Genomic DNA, 17,786 nt, shown 5'->3' with positions numbered 1-17,786 from the left:
AAGGACGGGTCAGCGCAGCACCCGGTTGGCCGCGTAATAGCTGGAGCGCCAGTAGGGGGCCAGCAGGTATTCCTGCCGCACCCGGCCGCCCGGGGAAGGGCTGTGGATAAAGCCCCCGTGGCCGTCGAAGATGCCCACGTGCAGGCTTGAGAGCTTGCCCGAGGGCGCAAAAAAGATCAGATCGCCGGCTTTGAGCTCCTCCCGGGGCACCGGCCGGCCGGCCATGAGCTGGTCCTGGGTGCGGCGCGGCAGGCGGATGCCGTGCCGGGCGTAGACCCATTTGACAAAGCCCGAACAGTCAAAGCCCTGGTCCGGACTCTCCCCGGCCGGGCGATAGGGCGTGCCGACCAGGGCCTTGGCCGTTTCCAGCACGGTTTCCTGGCCCGGGGCCAGGGGGACAGGCTCGCGGCCGCCCACGGAAAAGGCGCAGCCGCCAAGGGAGAGCGCGCAAAGGACGAGCAGGGCAATGCGACAGACGACAAGCATGGTCCCGGACCTCCGTCCGGGACCACAGCAAATCCCGTGCCGCAGCCCAGGCTAGCGCAAATCCCGGATCCGGACCTCGATGCCGTCGCCGGCCAGGAGGGAAACGAGTTGTTTGGGGTCGGTCTCGCCGTAGTGGTACGGATAGAGCACCGTGGGGCGCACCAGCCGGGCGGCATGGGCCGCCATCTCCGGGGTCATGGTGTAGGGCAGGTTCATGGGCAAAAAGGCCACGTCCACCCCGGCCACGGCAGCCATCTCCGGGATGTCCTCGGTGTCGCCGGCCACGTAGACCGTTGTGCCGCCAAAGGTCAGGACGTAGCCGTTGCCGCGGCCCTTGGGATGAAACGGGTCGCCGGTGTCGCGCTTGTGCCTGAGGTTGTAGGCCGGCACGGCGGCAATGGTAATGCCAAGCCGTTCGGTCGTCTGGCCGTTTTCCAGCACCGTGCCCCGGCCGAGCTTTTCCAGGCAGGCCCCGGTCAGGAGGATCGGGGTGTCGGGGCCGGTGATTTTGGCCAGGGCGTCGGGGTCGAGGTGGTCGCCGTGTTCGTGGGTCAAAAGGACCAGATCGGCCGGCGGCATGGCGCTGTAGTCGCCCACCTTGCCGAAGGGATCGACATAGATGGTCTTGCCGGCGAAATCGAAGCGCAGGGAACCGTGGCCGATAAAGGTCACGGTCAGCGGTCCGGCCGTGGTGTCGAAGGTGTCCGATGCCGGGGCCGCTGCCGCCGGCACGGCGCACGTCGCCACCAGGGCCAGGGTCAGAAGGGTTTCGAGCAGCATGGCAGGCCTCCTTTGGATCGAGAGCATACGGTAGCCGGACCGGGAACCGGGCGCAAGGGCCGGCGTGGTTCTGTCGCCCGTCTTTTGCCGGATCGCCACGGCCCCGTCGCCGGAACCGGGGCAGGAACAAAGGGCGTTTTTTAGTTGTCGTCGCGGCGGCACCTGGCCTACTATCCCTTTAATCTGCCAAAGGAGGCGGCCATCATGATCGATGCCATTACCGGATACCTCGGCGGCGAAGCCGATTCGCTTCTGACCCACGTCTGCCAGACCATTGCCAAGGAGTCCCTGCACCTGCCCGGCCCGGACTATCTGGACACGATTTTCACCCAGACCGACCGGCCGCTGCCCGTGCTGCGGTCCATGGCCGCGCTCTACGGCCACGGCCGTCTGGCCGGCACCGGCTACATGTCGATTCTGCCCGTGGACCAGGGCATCGAACACTCGGCCGGGGCCTCGTTCGCGCCCAACCCCGTCTATTTCGACCCGGAAAATATCGTCCGGCTGGCCCTTGAAGCCGGGTGCAACGCCGTGGCCTCGACCCTTGGCGTCCTTGGCAGCGTGGCCCGCAAATACGCCCACAAGATTCCCTTTATCCTCAAGATCAACCACAACGAGTTGCTCTCCCTGCCCCCCATCCACGACCAGACGCTGTTTGCCTCGGTGGAGCAGGCCTACGACATGGGGGCCGTGGCTGTCGGGGCGACGGTCTATTTCGGCTCGCCGGAATGCCGCCGCCAGATCCAGGAGATTTCCGAGGCCTTTGCCCGGGCCCACGATCTGGGCATGGCCTGCATCCTGTGGGCCTATCTGCGCAATCCCGGCTTCGTCAAAGACGGCGTGGATTACCACACCGCCGCCGACCTGACCGGCCAGGCCAACCATCTGGCCGCCACCATCGGGGCGGACATCGTCAAGCAAAAACAGCCCACCAACAACGGCGGCTACACGGCCATCGGCTTTGGCAAGACCGACAAGCGGGTCTACAGCCAGCTGACCACCGACCATCCCATCGACCTCACCCGCTATCAGGTGGCCAACTGCTACATGGGCCGCATCGGCCTCATCAATTCCGGCGGCGCGTCGGGCGCATCGGATTTCCCCGATGCCGTGGCCACGGCCGTCATCAACAAGCGGGCCGGCGGCATGGGCCTTATTTCCGGCCGCAAGGCCTTCCAGCGGCCCATGGCCGAGGGTGTGAAGCTCTTAAACGCCATCCAGGACGTCTATCTGTGCCCCGAGGTCACCATCGCCTGACGGCCGGTTTTAAACGAAACGCAAGACCTCCGGAGCGTTGGTTGCAAAGGCCCTTGGCCGGACGTTGCATACGCCGCCCAAGGGCCTTTTGGCCGCCGCCGCCGACCGGCGGGCAGTTGTCCGGGTGCTTTCTGCCGAGGGCCCCGAATCTGTAACCAGTCGGCCCGGTCCCCCGACCAACCGCGCAATGGACGGCAACGCCGCCCAAACCACGCGGGAGGTTATCCCATCATGAAGAAGTTGCTCTATGGAATGCTCACCCTGGCCATCCTGATCGGCTCGGCCTATGCAGTGGCCGCCGGTCCCGGCCCGGGCGGTCCCGGCGGACCCGGACCGGAAGGATTGCTTGACAGGCTGCTGTCGCTTAAGCTGACCGACGCCCAGAAGCATGACGTGGCCGTGGTCCTCAAACGCAACCGGGCGGCCTTCGAGTCCGGCATGACGGCCATGCGTGAATCTTTTGACGGAATGCGCGACGTCATGCGGACCGATCCCGGCAATGAGAACAGCGTGCGCCAGGCCAGCCGGGCCATTGCTGTCGCCGCCGAGGACATGGCTGTGCTGCGGGGCAAGGTCGAAGCCGCATTGTTGACCCTGTTGACCCCGCAACAGCGTACAATCTGGGAAGAAATCGGCAAACCGCCGATGCCCAGGGACCCCAAGGAGCGTTTTCATGCCGGTCGCGAGTTGGTCAATGACTGGATCGACACCCACGCCGGCAAGGACAGCTAAGCTCCGGAGCGTTATGGTTGAAGCTGTGGTAGACATGGAGGACGCCCGGGTCCTGAAGGCGATTCGGGCTGGCAACGTGGATGCCTACGCTGTGATCATGACCAAGTACCAGGGGCGCGTGTCCGGAATCGTTTCCGGGCACGCGCCCCGGGACCGGGTGGCTGAATTGACCCATGAGGTGTTTGTGCGGGCCTACCGTTCCCTGGACGGCTACCGGGGCGAAAGCCCCCTGGGACACTGGCTGGCCAAGGTGGCGGTGCGCACCTGCCACGATTTCTGGCGGGCGCAGTACCGCATCAAGGAACGCCCGGAAAGCGATCTGTCCGATGAGTGCCGGGCCTTTGCCGAAGAAGCGGCAGCCCTGGCCACGGGCGAGGCCGCCGAAGAGACGGCCTCGCGCCGGGAAGCCGAGGATTTGCTGCGCTGGGCCCTGGATAAGCTTTCGGCCACGGACCGCATGGTGGTGACGCTGACCCATCTGGAAGAGCGGCCCGTGGCCGAAGCCGCCGAGATGCTTGGAATGAGCGTCCCCAACGTCAAGGTGCGGGCCTTTCGGGCCAGGAAAAAACTTCGGGAGATACTTGGCGATGTCATCGGCGCGTAAGGAGGACTCCATGGACGGAAACGATTCACGGCGTATCGACCGCCTGGAAGCGGTCTTGCGGGCGGCCCAGGCCCGTCGGTCCGCCCCCCTGCCGGATGCCGGGCTGGCCGGCTCGGTGCTCGCGGCCATCAAGGCGTCACCGGCTGCCGCGCCGCCGCCGGCTGGCGACGACGGCTCCCATCGGCTCGACCGCCTGGAAGCCGTGCTGCGCCTTGCCCATGCCGACCGCAGCGGGCCGCCCCTTGATCCGGGCATGGCCGCTTCGGTGCTGGCCACCCTCAAGGCCGAGGCTGCCGCGCCTGTTGTCCCGGAAAATAGGGTGTTGTGGCGCATGGCTGCCGGAGCCGGGGTGTTGGCTGCGGCCACGGTGCTTTTTGCCCTGACGTTTGGTTCGGGGTTGGAGGAAGAATTGGGGCGCCTGTTGTTTTATGATCCCAGCGGCCAGGTCGTGGTTTCCCTGCTTGGTGTGTAAGGTGTGTGCATGAATAAGAAAGCAGCCATGGTGCTGGCCGGGTTGGTGCTGTTTGCCTCGGGCGCGGTCATGGGCTTTATCGCCTCCCGCCTGCTCGGCGACCGCGGCCCCCTGGCCATGATCCACGGCGACCCCAGGCAATTTGCGGCCATGGCCCTGCGCCGCATGTCCAGCGACCTCGATCTGACCGACGAACAGCAGGAAAAACTGCGGCCGCTGATCATGGATACGGCCCGCCAGATCCTGGCCATCCGTCGCGAGCAGGAACCGCGGGTTCGGGAACTCATTACCACGAGCATCGAGCTGACCAAGGCGATGCTCACCCCTGAGCAACGCGAAAAATTTACCGCCACCATGGCCCGGCTGGAATCCCGGCGCAAGGCCATGGACCGCTTCGGCCCGCCGCCGCCGCCGCCCGGCATGGAAGGCTATCCGCCGCCCCCGGGCATGGAAGGGTATCCGCCGCCGCACGGCTTCGGCCCGCCCCCGGGCATGGAGGGTTTCCCGCCGCCGCCGCCGGATCTGTTTGATCCGGAGTGGGATCTGCCGCCCCCCGGCCCGCATCCGGGACCGCCGCCCGGGGCACCGGCCACCCGGCCATCCGGACAGCGGCCTGAGGATGCCCCAGCCAAACAGTCTGAAAAGCCTGGGGAAAACGCCGCAGCGCCGCCGGCTGGGGCCAAACCGGCCCCGGACGCAGCCGGCAAGACCGCACCATAATCGTTTTTCCGTTCCCCTGCCGCGCCTTTTCTGGCAATACTGGTGTCATCCTCTGGCGGGCCGCATCCCGGATGCGGCCCGCCACAACGCCAACGCGCGCTCCCGCCAGGGCTGTCTTTCCGCAGCCTTTGCCTTACCCGCTCTCGGGCGAGGGGTGCGCCAAGGAGAAGCGACATGCCAGTATTGTGCGACGCATCCCCTTCCCGACGCCAGGTTCTGCGTCTTGCCGCCGGAGCGAGCCTCATGCTCCTGGCCGGCGGCATGTTCCGTCCCGGACAGGCCCGGGCCGCCACTTTTGCCGCTCCGCCCCTGCCCTATGCCGAAAATGCCCTGGAACCGGTCATCTCGGCCAAAACCGTGGGCTTTCATTACGGCAAACACACCATTGGCTATTTCGACAACGCCAACAAGCTGGTGGCCGACACCCCGCTTGCCGGGCAGCCCCTGGAAAAAGTGTTTTTGGAGGCAGCCAAGGACCCCAAGCTGGTGGGGCTTTTCCGCAACGCGGCCCAGGCCTGGAACCATGTGTTTTACTGGAACGGCCTGACGGCCGGCGGCGGCGGCGCGCCTTCGGGCAAGCTGGCCAAGGCCATTGAGACCTCCTTTGGCGGCCTTGAGCCCTGCCAGAAAGCCCTGACCGAGGCGGCCCTGGCCCAGTTCGGCAGCGGCTGGGCCTGGCTGGTGGCGGATCCGGCCGGCAAACTGTCGGTGGTCAAGACCGGCAATGCCGACAATCCCATGCAGGAAGGCTTAAAGCCCCTGTGGGTCATCGACGTCTGGGAGCACGCCTATTATCTGGATTACCAGAACCGGCGGGCCGACTACGTCAAGGGCGTGCTGGAAAAGCTCGTCAACTGGGACTTTGCGGCCAAGAACCTCGGCTGAATCCGGGCCCCGGGGGATGGCCGGCTTGGCCGGCCATCCCCCGCAGTGCAATCGGACGATTCGACCCAAACGTGACAAGGAACCATGGCCCGGCCGTGGTTCCTTTCTTTTTTGGGTTCTTTGACGTTTTATGTGGAATTGACCCATGCTCGGGTTGGGGGTAGCGGTCTTCCCGGAGGGGACTTCCTTCCTGTTTCAACTCAGTTTCGTCAAGATGCATGGATGTCGACTGCAAATGAGGAGATGGTATGGAGTTCGCCCTGACCAGTTTCACTGCGCCCTTTACCGCCAGCGGCCGCGCTGCCCTGGTGCCGCCGCCACCCTGGCATTATGCAGGATGGCTGATCAATGTGGCCATCATCTGCGAAACCGTGAACAGCCGCAGTCTCGTATCGCCTGGGCTTGGCCGGTTGACCGGAAACGGCTGCATCCATTTTGCGGATTGGCAGGCCACCACCGACGGCCGGGAAATGATCGATCCTGTGTACGCCCAATACCGCGAGACCATTGCCATTGTGGAGATCGAACGCCCGGATGGGAGTCTCGCAAATTTCTGCCCCTTTATCTGGGTGGACCAAGACATCTCTCTCATGCGTGGCCTCCTTCAGGGCTGGCCCAAGAAATTTGGTTCCACCTTCCTCACTCGCTCCATGCCTCTCGAGCACCCGGCGGCAGCGCCGCTTCGTGCCGGCACTCGGTTGGGGGCTTCCCTGTGCGTCAAGGATAGACGGCTGATCGATGCCGCACTCGAACTCACGGGCAATCCGGGGCAGCCTCTGGGTTTTTTGGCCAATAAAACTATTGGCACAGTGGGTTGGCCGGATCTGACCGTATCGGGAAATTCCCCGCAGTTGCGCTGGCTTCTGCCCGACATCCAGGACAAGGTCGCGTCAAATTGGCACGAGGCTTCGGCGACGATCCAGGTGCAGGACCATCCCGTGGAGGAACTGTCGCTTCTTGGCAAAGTGCAGGTTCAAACGGCGAGCGTTGGTTGGATCGGGATCACCATCGTTGGCGCGAAGGAGCTTCGTTGATGCGAGTGCCTTCGAGAAGCTGCACGCGAGCCACGACGCGTCCATTACCCCTACGGGGCTGTCATGAAGGGCGTTGCGTAAGGCAGCCGGCCGGCAAAGCGGCGTTTGGGGGAGGGGTCAGGAACGCTGGGGCGCGGCTGCGGCCGTGCCCTCGTCGGCCGGCGGGGCGAGGCTGACGATGTTGCCCAGGCCCACCTTGCCGTCTCCGACGACCAGGGCGGCGGCGTCGGCCGGGGAGCAGCGCACCACCGAGGCCATGGCCACGGGCAGGCCGGATTCGTCGTGGACCGCAACCGATGTTCCGGTGGCCAGCCCCTGGTCGGAACCCAGGCCAAAGGAGATGAGCAGACCGTCCGGGGTCTTTTTGGTCATGTAGACGACAGCCTTGCCAAGCCGGGTCCAGATGGCCTCCAGGCGGCGGGTGGTCAGGTAGACGCAGCCTCCGACCAGACAGGCGGCAGCCAGGCAGTAGCCGGCAATGGCCATGGGACTTTGACCCAGCAGGCGGACGGCGTTGGAATGGGAGGCGGCGTTGAGGGCGGCCTCATCCGGGAAAAGATGGATGACGTAGGCCTGGACCGGGGCGTTGGCGTCGCTGCCGGGGCTGCGCAGGATGACCGTGGCCGTGCCGGCTCTGGCGTCCGGGGCGGCTTGCAGCGTGCCCTGCCACATGCGGTTGCCCATCCAAAAGCCCTTGGCCTGATTGGTGATGGAAAAGGTCAGGCCCGGGTGGTCGATGACGGCGACCATGGCGGTGGCGTCATTGGCCTCCACGGGCAGGGGGCCGGAGAGTTTTTCTTCGCCGCCAACGAGCATGGACAGGGTGTTGGGGCCGGTATGGAAGCTGGCCACGAAGCTGTCGGCCAGGGCCAGGGCGGCGCACAGGCACAGGGCGGCGGCAATCCAGCCAAGGGTGGCGCGAAGCCGCAACAACCCGGTCTCGCTCACGCTTCGGCTCCTGTCTCAGGGGTACGGTCGCGGAAGCGGCGGATGGCAAAGATGCCGGCGGCGATGGTGGGGATCAGCATGGAGAAAAACACCTTCATGAAAACCGGGGTGAAATCGTCGGGTTGCCTGGACGCTAGATAGACGGAAAGGGTGACTTCGGCAAGCATGGCTACATCCATGCAGACGACGGCCCAGCGCTGGCGGCTGTTGAGTTCCGGGGCCGGGGAGGAGGAGCGTTCGAACAGCATGGCAATCTCCTTTGTTCTTGAAGGGCCGTCCCGGCCCGCGCGGGCGAACCGGGACGGCTTGGCGGGGTGTGGGGTTGATTCCTACTTCTTGAAGATGTTGGTCTTGGTCACGTTCATGAGGCGCAGGGCCTTGCCTTCGTCCTTGTAGTAGACGCGCACTTCGTCGCCAGCGTCCCAGGCCGCGGCCGGCAGGGCCAGGTACTCGTCCGGGACGATGAAGGTGACGAGCAGCTTCTGGCGACCGGAGTAGATGGTGACGGTCTTCTTGTCCTTGTCAACAGCCGGGAAGGGCTTGGCCTTTTCGGCTGCGGCGTCAAAGACCAGCGGGTGCTTGGAGTCAATGCCTTCCTGCTTGTCCACGACCTGGATGGCAATGGTTTCGAAGTTCTGCTTTTTGGGATCGTACATCACGATCTGGCTCTTGTCGGCATCAAGCTTCATGCGCAGGCCGGCCTTGGGGATTTCGCCCATTTCCGCCGCAACGACCGGGAATGAGTAGGTCAGGGCCGGCAGATAGGTATAATCGGGCTTTTGCCAGTCATTGGCCTTGTCGCGGATGAAGGTCAGGGTCTTTTTGTCCTTGTCCACGGCCACGGTGCGGCCCTGGTCAACCTTGCCGTAATCCACGCAGCCGGCCAGGAAGACGACGGGCAGGGCGGCCAGCAGCATTTTCTTGAGTATGGTACGCATGGCGTTCTCCTTTCCTTTGGCTGTTGCGCGCTTAGGCCCGGGCCTTCTTCATGGCTATTTCCTGCTTCGCTCCCTGGACCATCTTGACCGTGATGTAGAGCGCCATGCCGGACACCAGACCCAAAATGAGGTAGGTGGCGATGATGTCGCAGACTTCGGCGATGGAGGGGACGTAGACACCCATGAGCTTTAAGAGAATCGAGATGCCGCAGCCGATGACGGCCAGGCCGAAGACGTAGCGGATGCCGTAGCCCTTGATGTACTTGGTGGCCACAGCGCCGACCTGGGCGCCCATGGCTGCGCCGATGAGCATGATGATGGCGGCCACGAGTTCGGTACGTCCCTTGTAGGTGTAGGAGGCTGCGCCGTAGAGGCCGGAGATGGCGACTTCAAAGAGGTCGGTGCCGACGGCGACGTGGGTCGGGCAGCCAACAAGGTAGATCAGGGAGGGCATGCGGATCAGCCCGCCGCCGATGCCGAGGATACCAGCCAGCCAGCCGGTGAAGAAGCTGACGGCGATGGGCAGCCAGGCGGAGCAGTAGATGCCGGCCACGTTCAAGTGCACCATGGGGGGAATCTTGATCTTGTGCAGGGCCTTGTGCCACTCCAGGCCGGTGGCGTTCTTGTCCACTTCCTTGCCGGCGGCGATGGCGGCATTGTCCTTGGCCTTGCGGCGGGCGATGTCGGTAAAGACCATCCAGGTGATGAAGGCCAGCAGGCCGAGGTAGATCCAGCGCACGACCATGTCGACCTTGCCGATTCGCTCAAGCCACATGATCATCTGGGCGCCGACTTCGAAGCCGGCGATTGTCCCGAAGAGCATGATAAAGCCGAGTTTGTAATCGACGTTGCCGAACTTGCCGTGGCGCATGGTGGAAATAAGCGATTTTCCGGCCATGTGGGCGATGTCGGTGCCGATGGCAAAGGCCATGGGGAAACCAAGGATGTTGAGCCCCGGGGTGACCATCCAGGCGCCGCCCATGCCGAAGAAGCCGCCGATGACGCCGACGCCGATACCGAGAATGATAAGGCCCGGCCAGAAGATTTTAACGCCCGCGATGGGCATGAGGATGTAAAGCCATTCCATGTGGATTCTCCTTTTTGCCTAGCGGTCCGGTTTAATGTTCAGCCAGGTCGCGGGACTTCAGGTCGATGCCGATGAAGTGCATGATGATGTCGGCCAGCACGCCGAAGATGACGCCGATCAGCGGAATAAGGATGATGGTCAGGATGGTGAAGTAGAGGTGGGACTCGTTATACAGATTGGCCCACCAGGCCATGATGCCGGAGAGCTTTCTGGTGTCGGCCACCATGACGATGGGCGCGCCGCCGCCGCCGGCGGCAAAGGCCATGGCCGGGGCCATGAGGACGAAGGTCAGGACAGTGGCGAACAGGGCCTTGATTTTGGCGTTCATCTCTTCCCCCTAAGTTGTTAGCGGACGACGAGAACCGAGCAGGGCGCGTGGGACACAACCCGGCCGGCCACACTGCCGATCAGGTATTTCGACAGGCCTTTTTTGCCCTGGTGTCCCATGACAATCATATCGATAGCGTTGTTGGCAGCGTGGGCGATAATCAGGTCGGCCGGGGAAACACCCTGTTCGACCACAACCTTGGCCGGGATGCCGGCCTTCTGGGCGACGGCGGTGTAATTCTCGGCAGCAGCCTTGGTGGAGGCTAAAATTTTGTCGCTTATAGAGTTGACGTCCATGTAGTCGCCCAGATCAAGAAAATCCTCGGCCACGGTCATAATGGACAGGGTCGCCCCCTGCTGCTTGGCCAGGGTGATGGCTTTGTCCAGAACGGTCACGGCAAAGGGTGATTGATCGAGTGCCACGAGAATCTGCATCAGAACACCTCCTTTTTGATCCGGCGCTTTGCGGGTCGCCGATTTCGCACTTCTTAGAGCAAGGGGTGTGCCACCGCGATTTGTGCTTTGAAATAATTGAAGAAAACAGTTTCGTGAAAAAAAGCGCTTGACAGAGTTGCGGGTATTTTGCGCATTAATAGCGCCAGAATCAGCCTGTCCCGCAAAACGCGCCAGTGGGCGTGCGCCGCCCCGGAGGCCCCATGCTGCACCTGCTTCGACGAAGCCAGCGTTCAACCCCGCAGAGACCACCTTCAAGGGCCTCGCCGATTGGAGCATCCGCAAAAAACTCCTCGTATTCCTGATTCCGCCGGTCATCCTCACCCTCGGCGTCACGGGATTTGTGCTCAACATCTATTCCAACCGCTACATCGACCTGGCCCTGGGCCGCAGCACCCTGACCATGACCCTGGCCCAGGCCCATGAAATCGAAGTCGTCCTGGAAGGCTGCCGGGAGGATATCGTAGCCCTGGCCCACCGGCCCATGACCCGGGAACGGCTCCACAATTTCATGGCCGCCTCTGCCGCCGCCCGGGGCGAACTGTACGCCGAGGCCGCCTACGTCGGCGAAGGGACGGACAACCAGTACGCGTTTTTGAAAAATGGCGAGCGGGTCGAGGAAGTCCCGGCCGAGGTGGTGCAACAGGCCAAGAACAGCCCGTTCGTGGTATCGCGCAAAGCCGTCAGCCTGAGTCGCGGCCAGGTGGCCCTGTCCGAACTGCTGGAGGTCTATTACCCCCCGACCGGGTTCGGGGCCCAGCCCCGGCAGCGGGATCTGACCCTGCTGCGCCTGACCACGCCGGTGGCCGAGGAAGACGGCCGGGTGGCCGGCTACCTGATCCTGTCCATCGACGCCCGGCAGTTGCGCAATGTCCTGTCGCTCTACAATTCCCCGCGCTCGCCGCTTCTGGGCTACAATCGCACGGCAGAAAACCGTCTGAGCCTGTTTCTTGACGAGCGCGGCTGGTTTTTATTCCAGTCGGAAAACGTCGAAGACCCGGCCCGCCAGTTGTCCGTGGAAATGGCCAAGACCGGCCTGTCCGGGGATCACGGCAAGCCGGGCTACGACGGGGCCTTTCGGCCCGGACCGCGCCATGAGACCTTTTGGCGGATGATCAGCGCCATCCAGCAGGGGCATTCCGGCATGGAACGCGGCGAGGCTGATTTCGGCCCGTCCAAGATTGCCTCCAGCGAGGATTATATCGGCTACGCTCCGGTCCGCTTTCGGAGCGGGGATGCCGAGGATTCGGAGATTATTGGGGGAATTGTCTATATCGACCGCAGCCTGCTCCCCCGGGCTGCGGAATTCGGCCAGTTCAATATCCTGTTCGTCACCACGCTTGGCGCGATTATCACCATGGCGGGATGTATTATTCTCTTGGCCCGGGTTATTACCAAACCCATCCTCAGATTGGCCGAAGAAGTCCGTTCCATGCGCCTGGAAGGCCGGCTGCACGAGATTGATCTGCCGGACAGCGACCTGGATACATCGACGCTCAAACGCGCCATCAACCGTCTGGTCGCGGCCCTGCTGTCCAAGGAAATGGAAATCAAGGCCCGGGACGAACGGCTGCGTTCGGTTCGCGCCAGGGAACGGGTCCAGCTGGTCGCGCCGACATCGCGCCAAGGCTTGCAGGGCGAGGCCCTGGAGGATCTGGTGGGCGAAAGTTCGGCCATGAACCGCCTTTTGTCCCGCATCCAGAAAATTTCCGCCACCGACGCCGATGTGCTCATTGTCGGCGAGACCGGCACGGGCAAGGAACTGACGGCCGACGCCATCCATCGCTTAAGCCGGCGCAAGGACATGCCCTTTATCTCCATCAACTGCGGGGCGCTGGACGAAAACCTGCTCATGGACGCCCTGTTCGGCCATGTCAAAGGGGCTTTTTCCGAGGCCAAAAGCGATCGCAAGGGGGCGTTTCTGGCGGCTGACGGCGGGACGCTGCTGTTGGATGAAATCGGCAACGCCTCGCCCCGGGTGCAGCAGGCCCTGTTGCGGGCCTTGTCCGTGCGGCGCATCAGCCCCCTGGGCAGCGACGAGGAGCACGCCTTCGACGCCCGGGTGATCGCCGCCACCAACGTCAATCTCAAGGATCTCGTGGCCTCGGGGACCTTCCGGGAAGACCTCTTCTACCGGCTCCAGGTCCTGGCCGTGAACACGCCGGCCTTGCGTGAACGCCAGGACGACATTCCGATCCTGGCCGGGTATTTCCTGAAGCTCGCGGTCCGGCGGATGGGCAAGGGGGACCTGTCGCTGTCCCGCGGGGCGCTGGACAAACTGTTGCACCATGCCTGGCCGGGTAACGTCCGGGAGCTTAAAAACTGCATCATCCGGGCCGCAGCCCTGGCAGAACGGGAACTGATCCTGGCTGAGGACATCCATTTTGAAGACGAGATGGCGGGCGAACCGGCAGCTGGCGGGCCGGCCCAGCCGCCGGCCGCGGCCGAAAGCGAGCCCCAGGCCCTGGACGCGCCCCTGTCCGCCCGGCAACGCAAGGCCCTGCGGACCCTGCTCGACCGGCCGACCTTCACCCGGCAGGACTATCAGGACGCTGTCGGCAACGACGTGCCCCAGCGCACGGCCCAACACGACCTGCAGGATCTGGTCACCCGGGGCATTGTGCTCAAGGAAGGGAAAGGTCCGGCCACCCGCTATCGGCTTCTCGGGCGTCGCACCGGCTGACCAGGGCGGTCACCCGCCCCAGAAGAACCGGGCAGCGGCCACCAGGCCCATGCCCAGGGCCACCGGGCCGAAAAAGCCCTTGGTCCGAAGGGCCAGGGCAAAGGCGGCCAGGCCGGCCCAAAAGATGACATTGGCGGGACTGGCGTCGAAACGGCCTTCAGGGCGCAGCAGGGCCGGGGCAGCCAATGCCGCCAGCACCGCCGCCGGGACATGGGCCAGAAACCGGATGGCCCCGGGAGGCAGGGTCCGGCCGGCCAGGAAAAGCAGCGGGCCGCTTCGCGTGGCATAGGTGACCGCGGCCATGCCGGCGATGGTCAGGAAGGCTGTCGCGTCATCCATCGTTCCACTCCCAGGCCGCACCCGGCCCCGATCAACCCGGCCGCCAAAGCTCCATAGCCGGTGATGCCCAGTCCAGCCGCCAGCAGGGACAAACCCCCGCCGCTGACTGCCGCCGCCACCTGGGACCGGCTCCCGAGCTGCCCGGCCAACAGGGCCAGAAACATTCCCGGCAAGGCGAAATCCAGGGCAAAGGCCCGTCCGTCGCCCAGAACGTCGCCCAGGGCCACTCCCAGGGCCGTGCCGCCCACCCAGGAGGCCTGGGCCAGAACGTTGATCCACTGGGTCACGGCCTTGTCCCGGTCCCCGCGGCCAAAGCGCGCCGCATGCAGGGCGAAACTTTCGTCGGTCAGTTCAAAGGCAAAGGCTGCCAGTTCCCGTTTGCGCCACCCGGTCAGCAACGGAGCCATGGCGGCAGAAAAAAGCACATGGCGCAGATTGACGGCAAAGGTCGTGGCCACCAGGGCCGCAGCCGTGGCGCCGGCGGCAAAAAGCCCAACCGCCACCAGCTGGGCCGAGCCGGCATAGACCAGGATGGACATGAGGAGCACGTTTAGGGCCGACAACCCGGCCTTGCCGGCCAGGACCCCGTAGGCCATGCCCACAGGCACGTAGCCGAGGGCAATGGGCAGGGTCAGGGACAGGGCTTTGCGAAGCGCTTCGCTGGCCGGGGCAGGCGGTTTCGGCACAGGCTGCATGGTGGTCTATCCCCCGGGCCCTGCGGCCCCAAAAAAGAAACCCGGCCGCAGCCGGGAGTCAAAAGCCTTGCTTGCAAGGCGCCGGTTGTTCCTGGCCTCAATCGTCTTCGTCAGACTCGTTCTCGCCCCCCATCCGATCCTGATGCCGGTCGAGGGTGATGGAAAAGGCCACGGAATAGAAATAGTGGAAAAAGTCCACGTGTTCGACGTAGATGTCGGCCGGGACGGTGAGCATGGCCGGCGAGTAGTTGATGATGCCCTTGACTCCGGCTTCGATCAGGAAATTGGCGGCGCGCTGGGCCCGGTTGACCGGGGTGGTGATCAGGCCGATCTCGATGCCCAGTTCCTTGACGGCATCCTTGAGGCGACGGGTGCAGACCACTTCCAGGCCGGAGATTTCCTCACCGATCTTGAAAGGGTCGCAGTCAAACGCGCCCACGATGTCAAAGCCGCGAAACTTGAAGTCCTGATGGCGGAGCAGGGCCTTGCCCAGATTGCCGACGCCGACCAGGGCGCATTTCCAGACGCGGTCAACACCAAGGGAATGCTTGATGGAATAGATGAGATCCTGGACATGGTAGCCGACGCCGCGAACGCCGAATTCGCCGAAATAGGCCAGATCCTTTCGGATCTGTGAGGGATTGACAGAGCAGGTACGGGCGAGCAGCTCGGAGGAAACGACTTGCGAGCCTTCACGCTTGAGCGTTTCGAGCACTTGCACGTACATGGCCAGGCGTTTGATCGTGGCCTTTGGGATGTGTTCGCTTTTCAAGGCGGCATCCTTTGGTGCGTGCAGGTTTGGTGGAAAAAAAAGGAGGCCGGGGCTTCCGGCCTCCTTTCGGGTCATACCGTCATTAGCCGGTGATGATCTTCGCGAACGGGTGGGCGAAGAGCAGGATCAGGCAGACGACCAGGGCGTAAATGGCCAGGGATTCGATGAAGGCCAGACCGAGGATCAGGGTGACGGTGATTTTTCCGCCAGCCTCAGGGTTACGGGCGGTGCCTTCGCAGGCAGCCTTGAGGCCCAGACCCTGACCAAGACCGCAGCCGGCGGCGGCCAGGCCCATGCCGATGGCGGTGGCCCAGGAGATGGTGCCGATGGCGCCCATGGCGCCGGCGGTGTCGGCGGCGAAGGCCACGGAAGCCAGGGTCAGCAGGGCAGCGGTCGAGAAGATGGTCATGAAAGCCTTACGCATGTCGATCCTCCTGAAAACAGGTGTTTAAAGTTACGGTCCTAAGGACCATTTCCCCCGAATTCTAGTGCGCGTGTTCCAGCGAGCCCTTGAGGTAGATCATGGCCAGCATGAAGAACACGAAGGCCTGGATGCAGTCGGCCAGCGAGAACAGGAAGTACATCGGGAACGTGCCGACGACCGGAGCCAGGGCGAAGAGCAGGACCAGGACGATTTCTTCACCGCGCACGTTGCCGAAAAGACGCAGGGTGAGCGAAAGGGGCCGGGCCAGATGCGAGATGATTTCGATGGGCAGCATGAGTGGCACCAGCCACCAGAAGGGTCCCATGAAGTGCTTGATGTAGCCGGCACCCCACATGCGGATGCCCCAGAAATTGTAGTAGGCGAACACGGTCAGCGCCATGGCGGCGTTGGTGTTCACGTTGTTGGTCGGGGAATCGAGGCCGGGAACCAGACCGATCAGGTTGCCGGTGATGATGAACAGGAACAGGCACACAGGAACGGAAAAACCTTGCGGCCCTTTTCGCCGATGTTTTCGACGACGAAGGATTCGAGTCCGCCGACGACGACCTCAAAAAAGTTCTGCAACCCGCTCGGCACCATGGCGAGCTTGCGGGTGGCGAGCATACCCAAAATGATGAGCAGGCCCATGGCGAACCAGGCGTAAATGACGTTGGTGTCGATGACCTGGGCGTGGAAGACATCGTTGAGCTTGTAAAGCCCCACACTCTTCGCGGCCTCGTCAACGAGCAGAATCGGATGCGGCAACCCACCAGCCATGTCCTATGCCTCCTTTCCCGTAAGCGTTTGGTGCGTCTTGGAGCCGGCGTGGCGCGCGACGCCCCAGACGAGGAAGTTAACCACCACCGTCGAAATGCCGGCCAGAAGCGGCAACGGCAGAGCCTCGAACCAGACAATCAAACCAAAAAGCACAAAGCCGGTAAGCGCCAGCCGGAAATAAAACCGGACCAGCACCGCCGCGATAGCCTCGCGCTTGTTCCCATATCCCGTGATCTGCTGCCCGAATTTGGCCAGCGAGCAAAAATTCAAGCTGATGATGGCCGTGCCGGCCGCAAACGACCAGGCTGCCACGGACACGCCCGAAAACGGCAGACAGCCGAGGCAGACCAGGGCGGTTATAACCACCTGGTTGCGCACCAGCTCGCGCACCTCGGGATGAACGTAGCCACGCCGATATAGCCAGCGCTCCAGTCCGTCCTTAAGGTTTCGCATCAGTGTCGCCATGATCTTCATGTTCCTCGGCGTCAGCCTTCTGGATTTTTTTGACTTCCACCAGCACGTTCTTGAACCCGGCTGCGATGCCCAGAATTAAAAACGTCAGCAAAAGCCAGGGCTTGGTGTCAAGCCAGCGGTCCAACCACCATCCGATGAGCAGTCCCACGAAGGTGGCCGAAACCAAATTGAGTCCCACCACGGAAGCCGAGGCGATGGACTCGCGAACACTTCTGTCCTTGATCAACCTGCCAAGCATTGGAAAGGCTCCTGCCTTGCAACAGGCGACGCGCCCCCCGGCCCGCCGGGCCTGCGCTCGTGCACAAGTTCACAAGTGGCGAAGGCCTAGCACAGGCCCCCGGAAAAAGTCAACGGGGATCAGCGCATTTCACACGGTTCCAATCCCCGCGGCAACCGCCCATCTCTAAACCAAAATCATGACAACGACCAGAAATTGTTGTAGCCCTCGGATAGCGGAGAACCGTTCCGCAAGGAGGAAACCCATATGAAACGTCTCGTCGTCTCGCTTTTCGTCATGGGCCTGCTGCTCGCGGCCACCGCCGCCTACGCCCAAACCCAGCTGTATTGCGTCAAACCCGACGGCGTACCCGTCGCCGCCATCGTCATGCCCTACGGCTCAAACCATGACCCGAGCGTTGTCTGCAACGCCGTCGCCCCTCAATGCTACCTGACCTGCGGCGCCGTCATGCAGATCACCTCGGGCGTGACCATCGCCCCCAACCTGCCCACCGTCCAAGTCACCCAGCAAATGCTCGCCTCTATCGGCAACGGCGCGCCCGAAACCCCGGAACAGTGCGCCAAACAGTACCAGTCCTGCGTGGCCAAATGCCGGGGCGACAAGGCCTGCCTCGCCTACTGCCAGTCCGTGCGCTCCGGCTGCGGCACCGGCGGACGGTAAT

General features: G+C 63.5%; 23 protein-coding genes and 1 pseudogene. 9 read left to right on the top strand and 15 right to left on the bottom strand.

The window, feature by feature from the left end; genetic code table 11:
- Window positions 1–9: 9 nt before the first annotated feature.
- On the bottom strand, window positions 10–486 hold the full coding sequence (locus tag DVDV_RS13500) for a C40 family peptidase (protein ID WP_075355175.1): 477 nt from the start codon (window positions 484–486) through the stop codon (window positions 10–12).
- A gap of 51 nt (window positions 487–537) precedes the next feature.
- Entirely contained in the window at window positions 538–1,266 is a 729-nt protein-coding gene (locus DVDV_RS13495; RefSeq protein ID WP_075355174.1) for an MBL fold metallo-hydrolase, read from the bottom strand.
- Between the two features lie 204 nt (window positions 1,267–1,470).
- On the opposite strand from DVDV_RS13495, the gene DVDV_RS13490 reads away from it, so the two are divergent.
- The 7 genes from DVDV_RS13490 (at window position 1,471) to DVDV_RS13460 (ending at window position 6,970) form a co-directional block, all read left to right on the top strand.
- The gene (locus tag DVDV_RS13490) at window positions 1,471–2,523 is read left to right on the top strand and encodes a class I fructose-bisphosphate aldolase (RefSeq protein ID WP_075355183.1); all 1,053 of its coding nucleotides are present in this window, start codon (window positions 1,471–1,473) and stop codon (window positions 2,521–2,523) included.
- A gap of 231 nt (window positions 2,524–2,754) precedes the next feature.
- The gene (locus tag DVDV_RS13485; RefSeq protein WP_075355173.1) at window positions 2,755–3,255 is read left to right on the top strand and encodes a periplasmic heavy metal sensor; all 501 of its coding nucleotides are present in this window, start codon (window positions 2,755–2,757) and stop codon (window positions 3,253–3,255) included.
- Window positions 3,256–3,268: 13 nt separating this feature from the next.
- On the top strand, window positions 3,269–3,859 hold the full coding sequence (locus tag DVDV_RS13480) for an RNA polymerase sigma factor (protein ID WP_075355172.1): 591 nt from the start codon (window positions 3,269–3,271) through the stop codon (window positions 3,857–3,859).
- A 10-nt stretch (window positions 3,860–3,869) separates the two neighbouring features.
- Window positions 3,870–4,331 carry a hypothetical protein gene (locus DVDV_RS13475; RefSeq protein ID WP_075355171.1) on the top strand — a complete coding sequence of 154 codons (462 nt, stop codon included), beginning with the start codon at window positions 3,870–3,872 and terminating at the stop codon, window positions 4,329–4,331.
- 9 nt (window positions 4,332–4,340) lie between these two features.
- Entirely contained in the window at window positions 4,341–5,051 is a 711-nt protein-coding gene (locus DVDV_RS13470) for a hypothetical protein (RefSeq protein WP_075355170.1), read from the top strand.
- 174 nt (window positions 5,052–5,225) lie between these two features.
- Entirely contained in the window at window positions 5,226–5,936 is a 711-nt protein-coding gene (locus DVDV_RS13465; protein WP_075355169.1) for a superoxide dismutase, read from the top strand.
- Between the two features lie 248 nt (window positions 5,937–6,184).
- Window positions 6,185–6,970 (top strand): acetoacetate decarboxylase family protein, encoded by a 786-nt coding sequence (locus DVDV_RS13460; RefSeq protein ID WP_075355168.1) that lies wholly within the window; start codon window positions 6,185–6,187, stop codon window positions 6,968–6,970.
- Window positions 6,971–7,087: 117 nt separating this feature from the next.
- On the opposite strand, the gene DVDV_RS13455 is transcribed toward DVDV_RS13460, so the two are convergent.
- The 6 genes from DVDV_RS13455 to DVDV_RS13430 form a co-directional block, all read right to left on the bottom strand.
- Entirely contained in the window at window positions 7,088–7,918 is an 831-nt protein-coding gene (locus DVDV_RS13455) for a hypothetical protein (RefSeq protein WP_075355167.1), read from the bottom strand.
- On the bottom strand, window positions 7,915–8,166 hold the full coding sequence (locus DVDV_RS13450; RefSeq protein ID WP_075355166.1) for a hypothetical protein: 252 nt from the start codon (window positions 8,164–8,166) through the stop codon (window positions 7,915–7,917). Before DVDV_RS13450 ends, DVDV_RS13455 begins: the two co-directional genes overlap by 4 nt.
- Before the next feature lie 81 nt (window positions 8,167–8,247).
- The gene (locus DVDV_RS13445) at window positions 8,248–8,856 is read right to left on the bottom strand and encodes a DUF4881 domain-containing protein (protein WP_075355165.1); all 609 of its coding nucleotides are present in this window, start codon (window positions 8,854–8,856) and stop codon (window positions 8,248–8,250) included.
- A 31-nt stretch (window positions 8,857–8,887) separates the two neighbouring features.
- Complete coding sequence (locus tag DVDV_RS13440) at window positions 8,888–9,943, bottom strand: sulfite exporter TauE/SafE family protein (protein ID WP_075355164.1); 1,056 nt, start codon at window positions 9,941–9,943, stop codon at window positions 8,888–8,890.
- A 31-nt stretch (window positions 9,944–9,974) separates the two neighbouring features.
- Complete coding sequence (locus DVDV_RS13435; protein WP_075355163.1) at window positions 9,975–10,271, bottom strand: DVU0150 family protein; 297 nt, start codon at window positions 10,269–10,271, stop codon at window positions 9,975–9,977.
- Window positions 10,272–10,288: 17 nt separating this feature from the next.
- Window positions 10,289–10,705: a universal stress protein gene (locus DVDV_RS13430; protein ID WP_075355162.1), complete on the bottom strand. Its 417-nt coding sequence runs from the start codon at window positions 10,703–10,705 to the stop codon at window positions 10,289–10,291.
- Between the two features lie 361 nt (window positions 10,706–11,066).
- Here DVDV_RS13430 and DVDV_RS13425 point away from each other — a divergent pair, with 361 nt between their 5' ends.
- A complete protein-coding gene (locus DVDV_RS13425) occupies window positions 11,067–13,406 on the top strand; it encodes a sigma 54-interacting transcriptional regulator (protein WP_254845376.1) in 2,340 nt (779 codons plus the stop codon).
- 9 nt (window positions 13,407–13,415) lie between these two features.
- Here DVDV_RS13425 and DVDV_RS13420 read toward each other — a convergent pair whose 3' ends face one another.
- From DVDV_RS13420 to DVDV_RS13390, 7 genes and pseudogenes are all read right to left on the bottom strand, one after another.
- On the bottom strand, window positions 13,416–13,745 hold the full coding sequence (locus DVDV_RS13420; protein WP_075355161.1) for an AzlD domain-containing protein: 330 nt from the start codon (window positions 13,743–13,745) through the stop codon (window positions 13,416–13,418).
- Entirely contained in the window at window positions 13,721–14,440 is a 720-nt protein-coding gene (locus tag DVDV_RS13415; protein ID WP_075355160.1) for an AzlC family ABC transporter permease, read from the bottom strand. The genes DVDV_RS13420 and DVDV_RS13415 overlap by 25 nt, the downstream gene beginning before the upstream one ends.
- A 97-nt stretch (window positions 14,441–14,537) precedes the next feature.
- Complete coding sequence (locus DVDV_RS13410; protein ID WP_075355159.1) at window positions 14,538–15,212, bottom strand: redox-sensing transcriptional repressor Rex; 675 nt, start codon at window positions 15,210–15,212, stop codon at window positions 14,538–14,540.
- A gap of 82 nt (window positions 15,213–15,294) precedes the next feature.
- Entirely contained in the window at window positions 15,295–15,636 is a 342-nt protein-coding gene (atpE, locus tag DVDV_RS13405) for an ATP synthase F0 subunit C (protein WP_075355158.1), read from the bottom strand.
- A gap of 61 nt (window positions 15,637–15,697) precedes the next feature.
- Window positions 15,698–16,413, bottom strand: a pseudogene (gene atpB, locus DVDV_RS13400) (F0F1 ATP synthase subunit A).
- Window positions 16,414–16,416: 3 nt separating this feature from the next.
- Window positions 16,417–16,878: an ATP synthase subunit I gene (locus tag DVDV_RS13395; RefSeq protein WP_075355157.1), complete on the bottom strand. Its 462-nt coding sequence runs from the start codon at window positions 16,876–16,878 to the stop codon at window positions 16,417–16,419.
- On the bottom strand, window positions 16,853–17,125 hold the full coding sequence (locus tag DVDV_RS13390; RefSeq protein ID WP_075355156.1) for an AtpZ/AtpI family protein: 273 nt from the start codon (window positions 17,123–17,125) through the stop codon (window positions 16,853–16,855). The genes DVDV_RS13395 and DVDV_RS13390 overlap by 26 nt, the downstream gene beginning before the upstream one ends.
- 246 nt (window positions 17,126–17,371) lie before the next feature.
- On the opposite strand from DVDV_RS13390, the gene DVDV_RS13385 reads away from it, so the two are divergent.
- The gene (locus DVDV_RS13385; protein ID WP_075355155.1) at window positions 17,372–17,785 is read left to right on the top strand and encodes a hypothetical protein; all 414 of its coding nucleotides are present in this window, start codon (window positions 17,372–17,374) and stop codon (window positions 17,783–17,785) included.
- Window position 17,786: the final 1 nt, after the last annotated feature.

The organism is Desulfovibrio sp. DV (assembly GCF_001936595.1).
Lineage (GTDB): Bacteria > Desulfobacterota > Desulfovibrionia > Desulfovibrionales > Desulfovibrionaceae > Solidesulfovibrio.
Note: the sequence above shows the minus strand (reverse complement) of the source record. Positions and strands in the feature narration are given on the sequence as shown.

Coding starts and splice junctions, on each gene's coding strand:
- DVDV_RS13500 (WP_075355175.1), bottom strand. CDS start 486: ATGCTTGTCGTCTGTCGCATTGCCCTGCTCGTCCTTTGCGCGCTCTCC.
- DVDV_RS13495 (WP_075355174.1), bottom strand. CDS start 1,266: ATGCTGCTCGAAACCCTTCTGACCCTGGCCCTGGTGGCGACGTGCGCC.
- DVDV_RS13490 (WP_075355183.1), top strand. CDS start 1,471: ATGATCGATGCCATTACCGGATACCTCGGCGGCGAAGCCGATTCGCTT.
- DVDV_RS13485 (WP_075355173.1), top strand. CDS start 2,755: ATGAAGAAGTTGCTCTATGGAATGCTCACCCTGGCCATCCTGATCGGC.
- DVDV_RS13480 (WP_075355172.1), top strand. CDS start 3,269: ATGGTTGAAGCTGTGGTAGACATGGAGGACGCCCGGGTCCTGAAGGCG.
- DVDV_RS13475 (WP_075355171.1), top strand. CDS start 3,870: ATGGACGGAAACGATTCACGGCGTATCGACCGCCTGGAAGCGGTCTTG.
- DVDV_RS13470 (WP_075355170.1), top strand. CDS start 4,341: ATGAATAAGAAAGCAGCCATGGTGCTGGCCGGGTTGGTGCTGTTTGCC.
- DVDV_RS13465 (WP_075355169.1), top strand. CDS start 5,226: ATGCCAGTATTGTGCGACGCATCCCCTTCCCGACGCCAGGTTCTGCGT.
- DVDV_RS13460 (WP_075355168.1), top strand. CDS start 6,185: ATGGAGTTCGCCCTGACCAGTTTCACTGCGCCCTTTACCGCCAGCGGC.
- DVDV_RS13450 (WP_075355166.1), bottom strand. CDS start 8,166: ATGCTGTTCGAACGCTCCTCCTCCCCGGCCCCGGAACTCAACAGCCGC.
- DVDV_RS13445 (WP_075355165.1), bottom strand. CDS start 8,856: ATGCGTACCATACTCAAGAAAATGCTGCTGGCCGCCCTGCCCGTCGTC.
- DVDV_RS13440 (WP_075355164.1), bottom strand. CDS start 9,943: ATGGAATGGCTTTACATCCTCATGCCCATCGCGGGCGTTAAAATCTTC.
- DVDV_RS13435 (WP_075355163.1), bottom strand. CDS start 10,271: ATGAACGCCAAAATCAAGGCCCTGTTCGCCACTGTCCTGACCTTCGTC.
- DVDV_RS13430 (WP_075355162.1), bottom strand. CDS start 10,705: ATGCAGATTCTCGTGGCACTCGATCAATCACCCTTTGCCGTGACCGTT.
- DVDV_RS13420 (WP_075355161.1), bottom strand. CDS start 13,745: ATGGATGACGCGACAGCCTTCCTGACCATCGCCGGCATGGCCGCGGTC.
- DVDV_RS13415 (WP_075355160.1), bottom strand. CDS start 14,440: ATGCAGCCTGTGCCGAAACCGCCTGCCCCGGCCAGCGAAGCGCTTCGC.
- atpE (WP_075355158.1), bottom strand. CDS start 15,636: ATGCGTAAGGCTTTCATGACCATCTTCTCGACCGCTGCCCTGCTGACC.
- DVDV_RS13395 (WP_075355157.1), bottom strand. CDS start 16,878: ATGGCGACACTGATGCGAAACCTTAAGGACGGACTGGAGCGCTGGCTA.
- DVDV_RS13390 (WP_075355156.1), bottom strand. CDS start 17,125: ATGCTTGGCAGGTTGATCAAGGACAGAAGTGTTCGCGAGTCCATCGCC.
- DVDV_RS13385 (WP_075355155.1), top strand. CDS start 17,372: ATGAAACGTCTCGTCGTCTCGCTTTTCGTCATGGGCCTGCTGCTCGCG.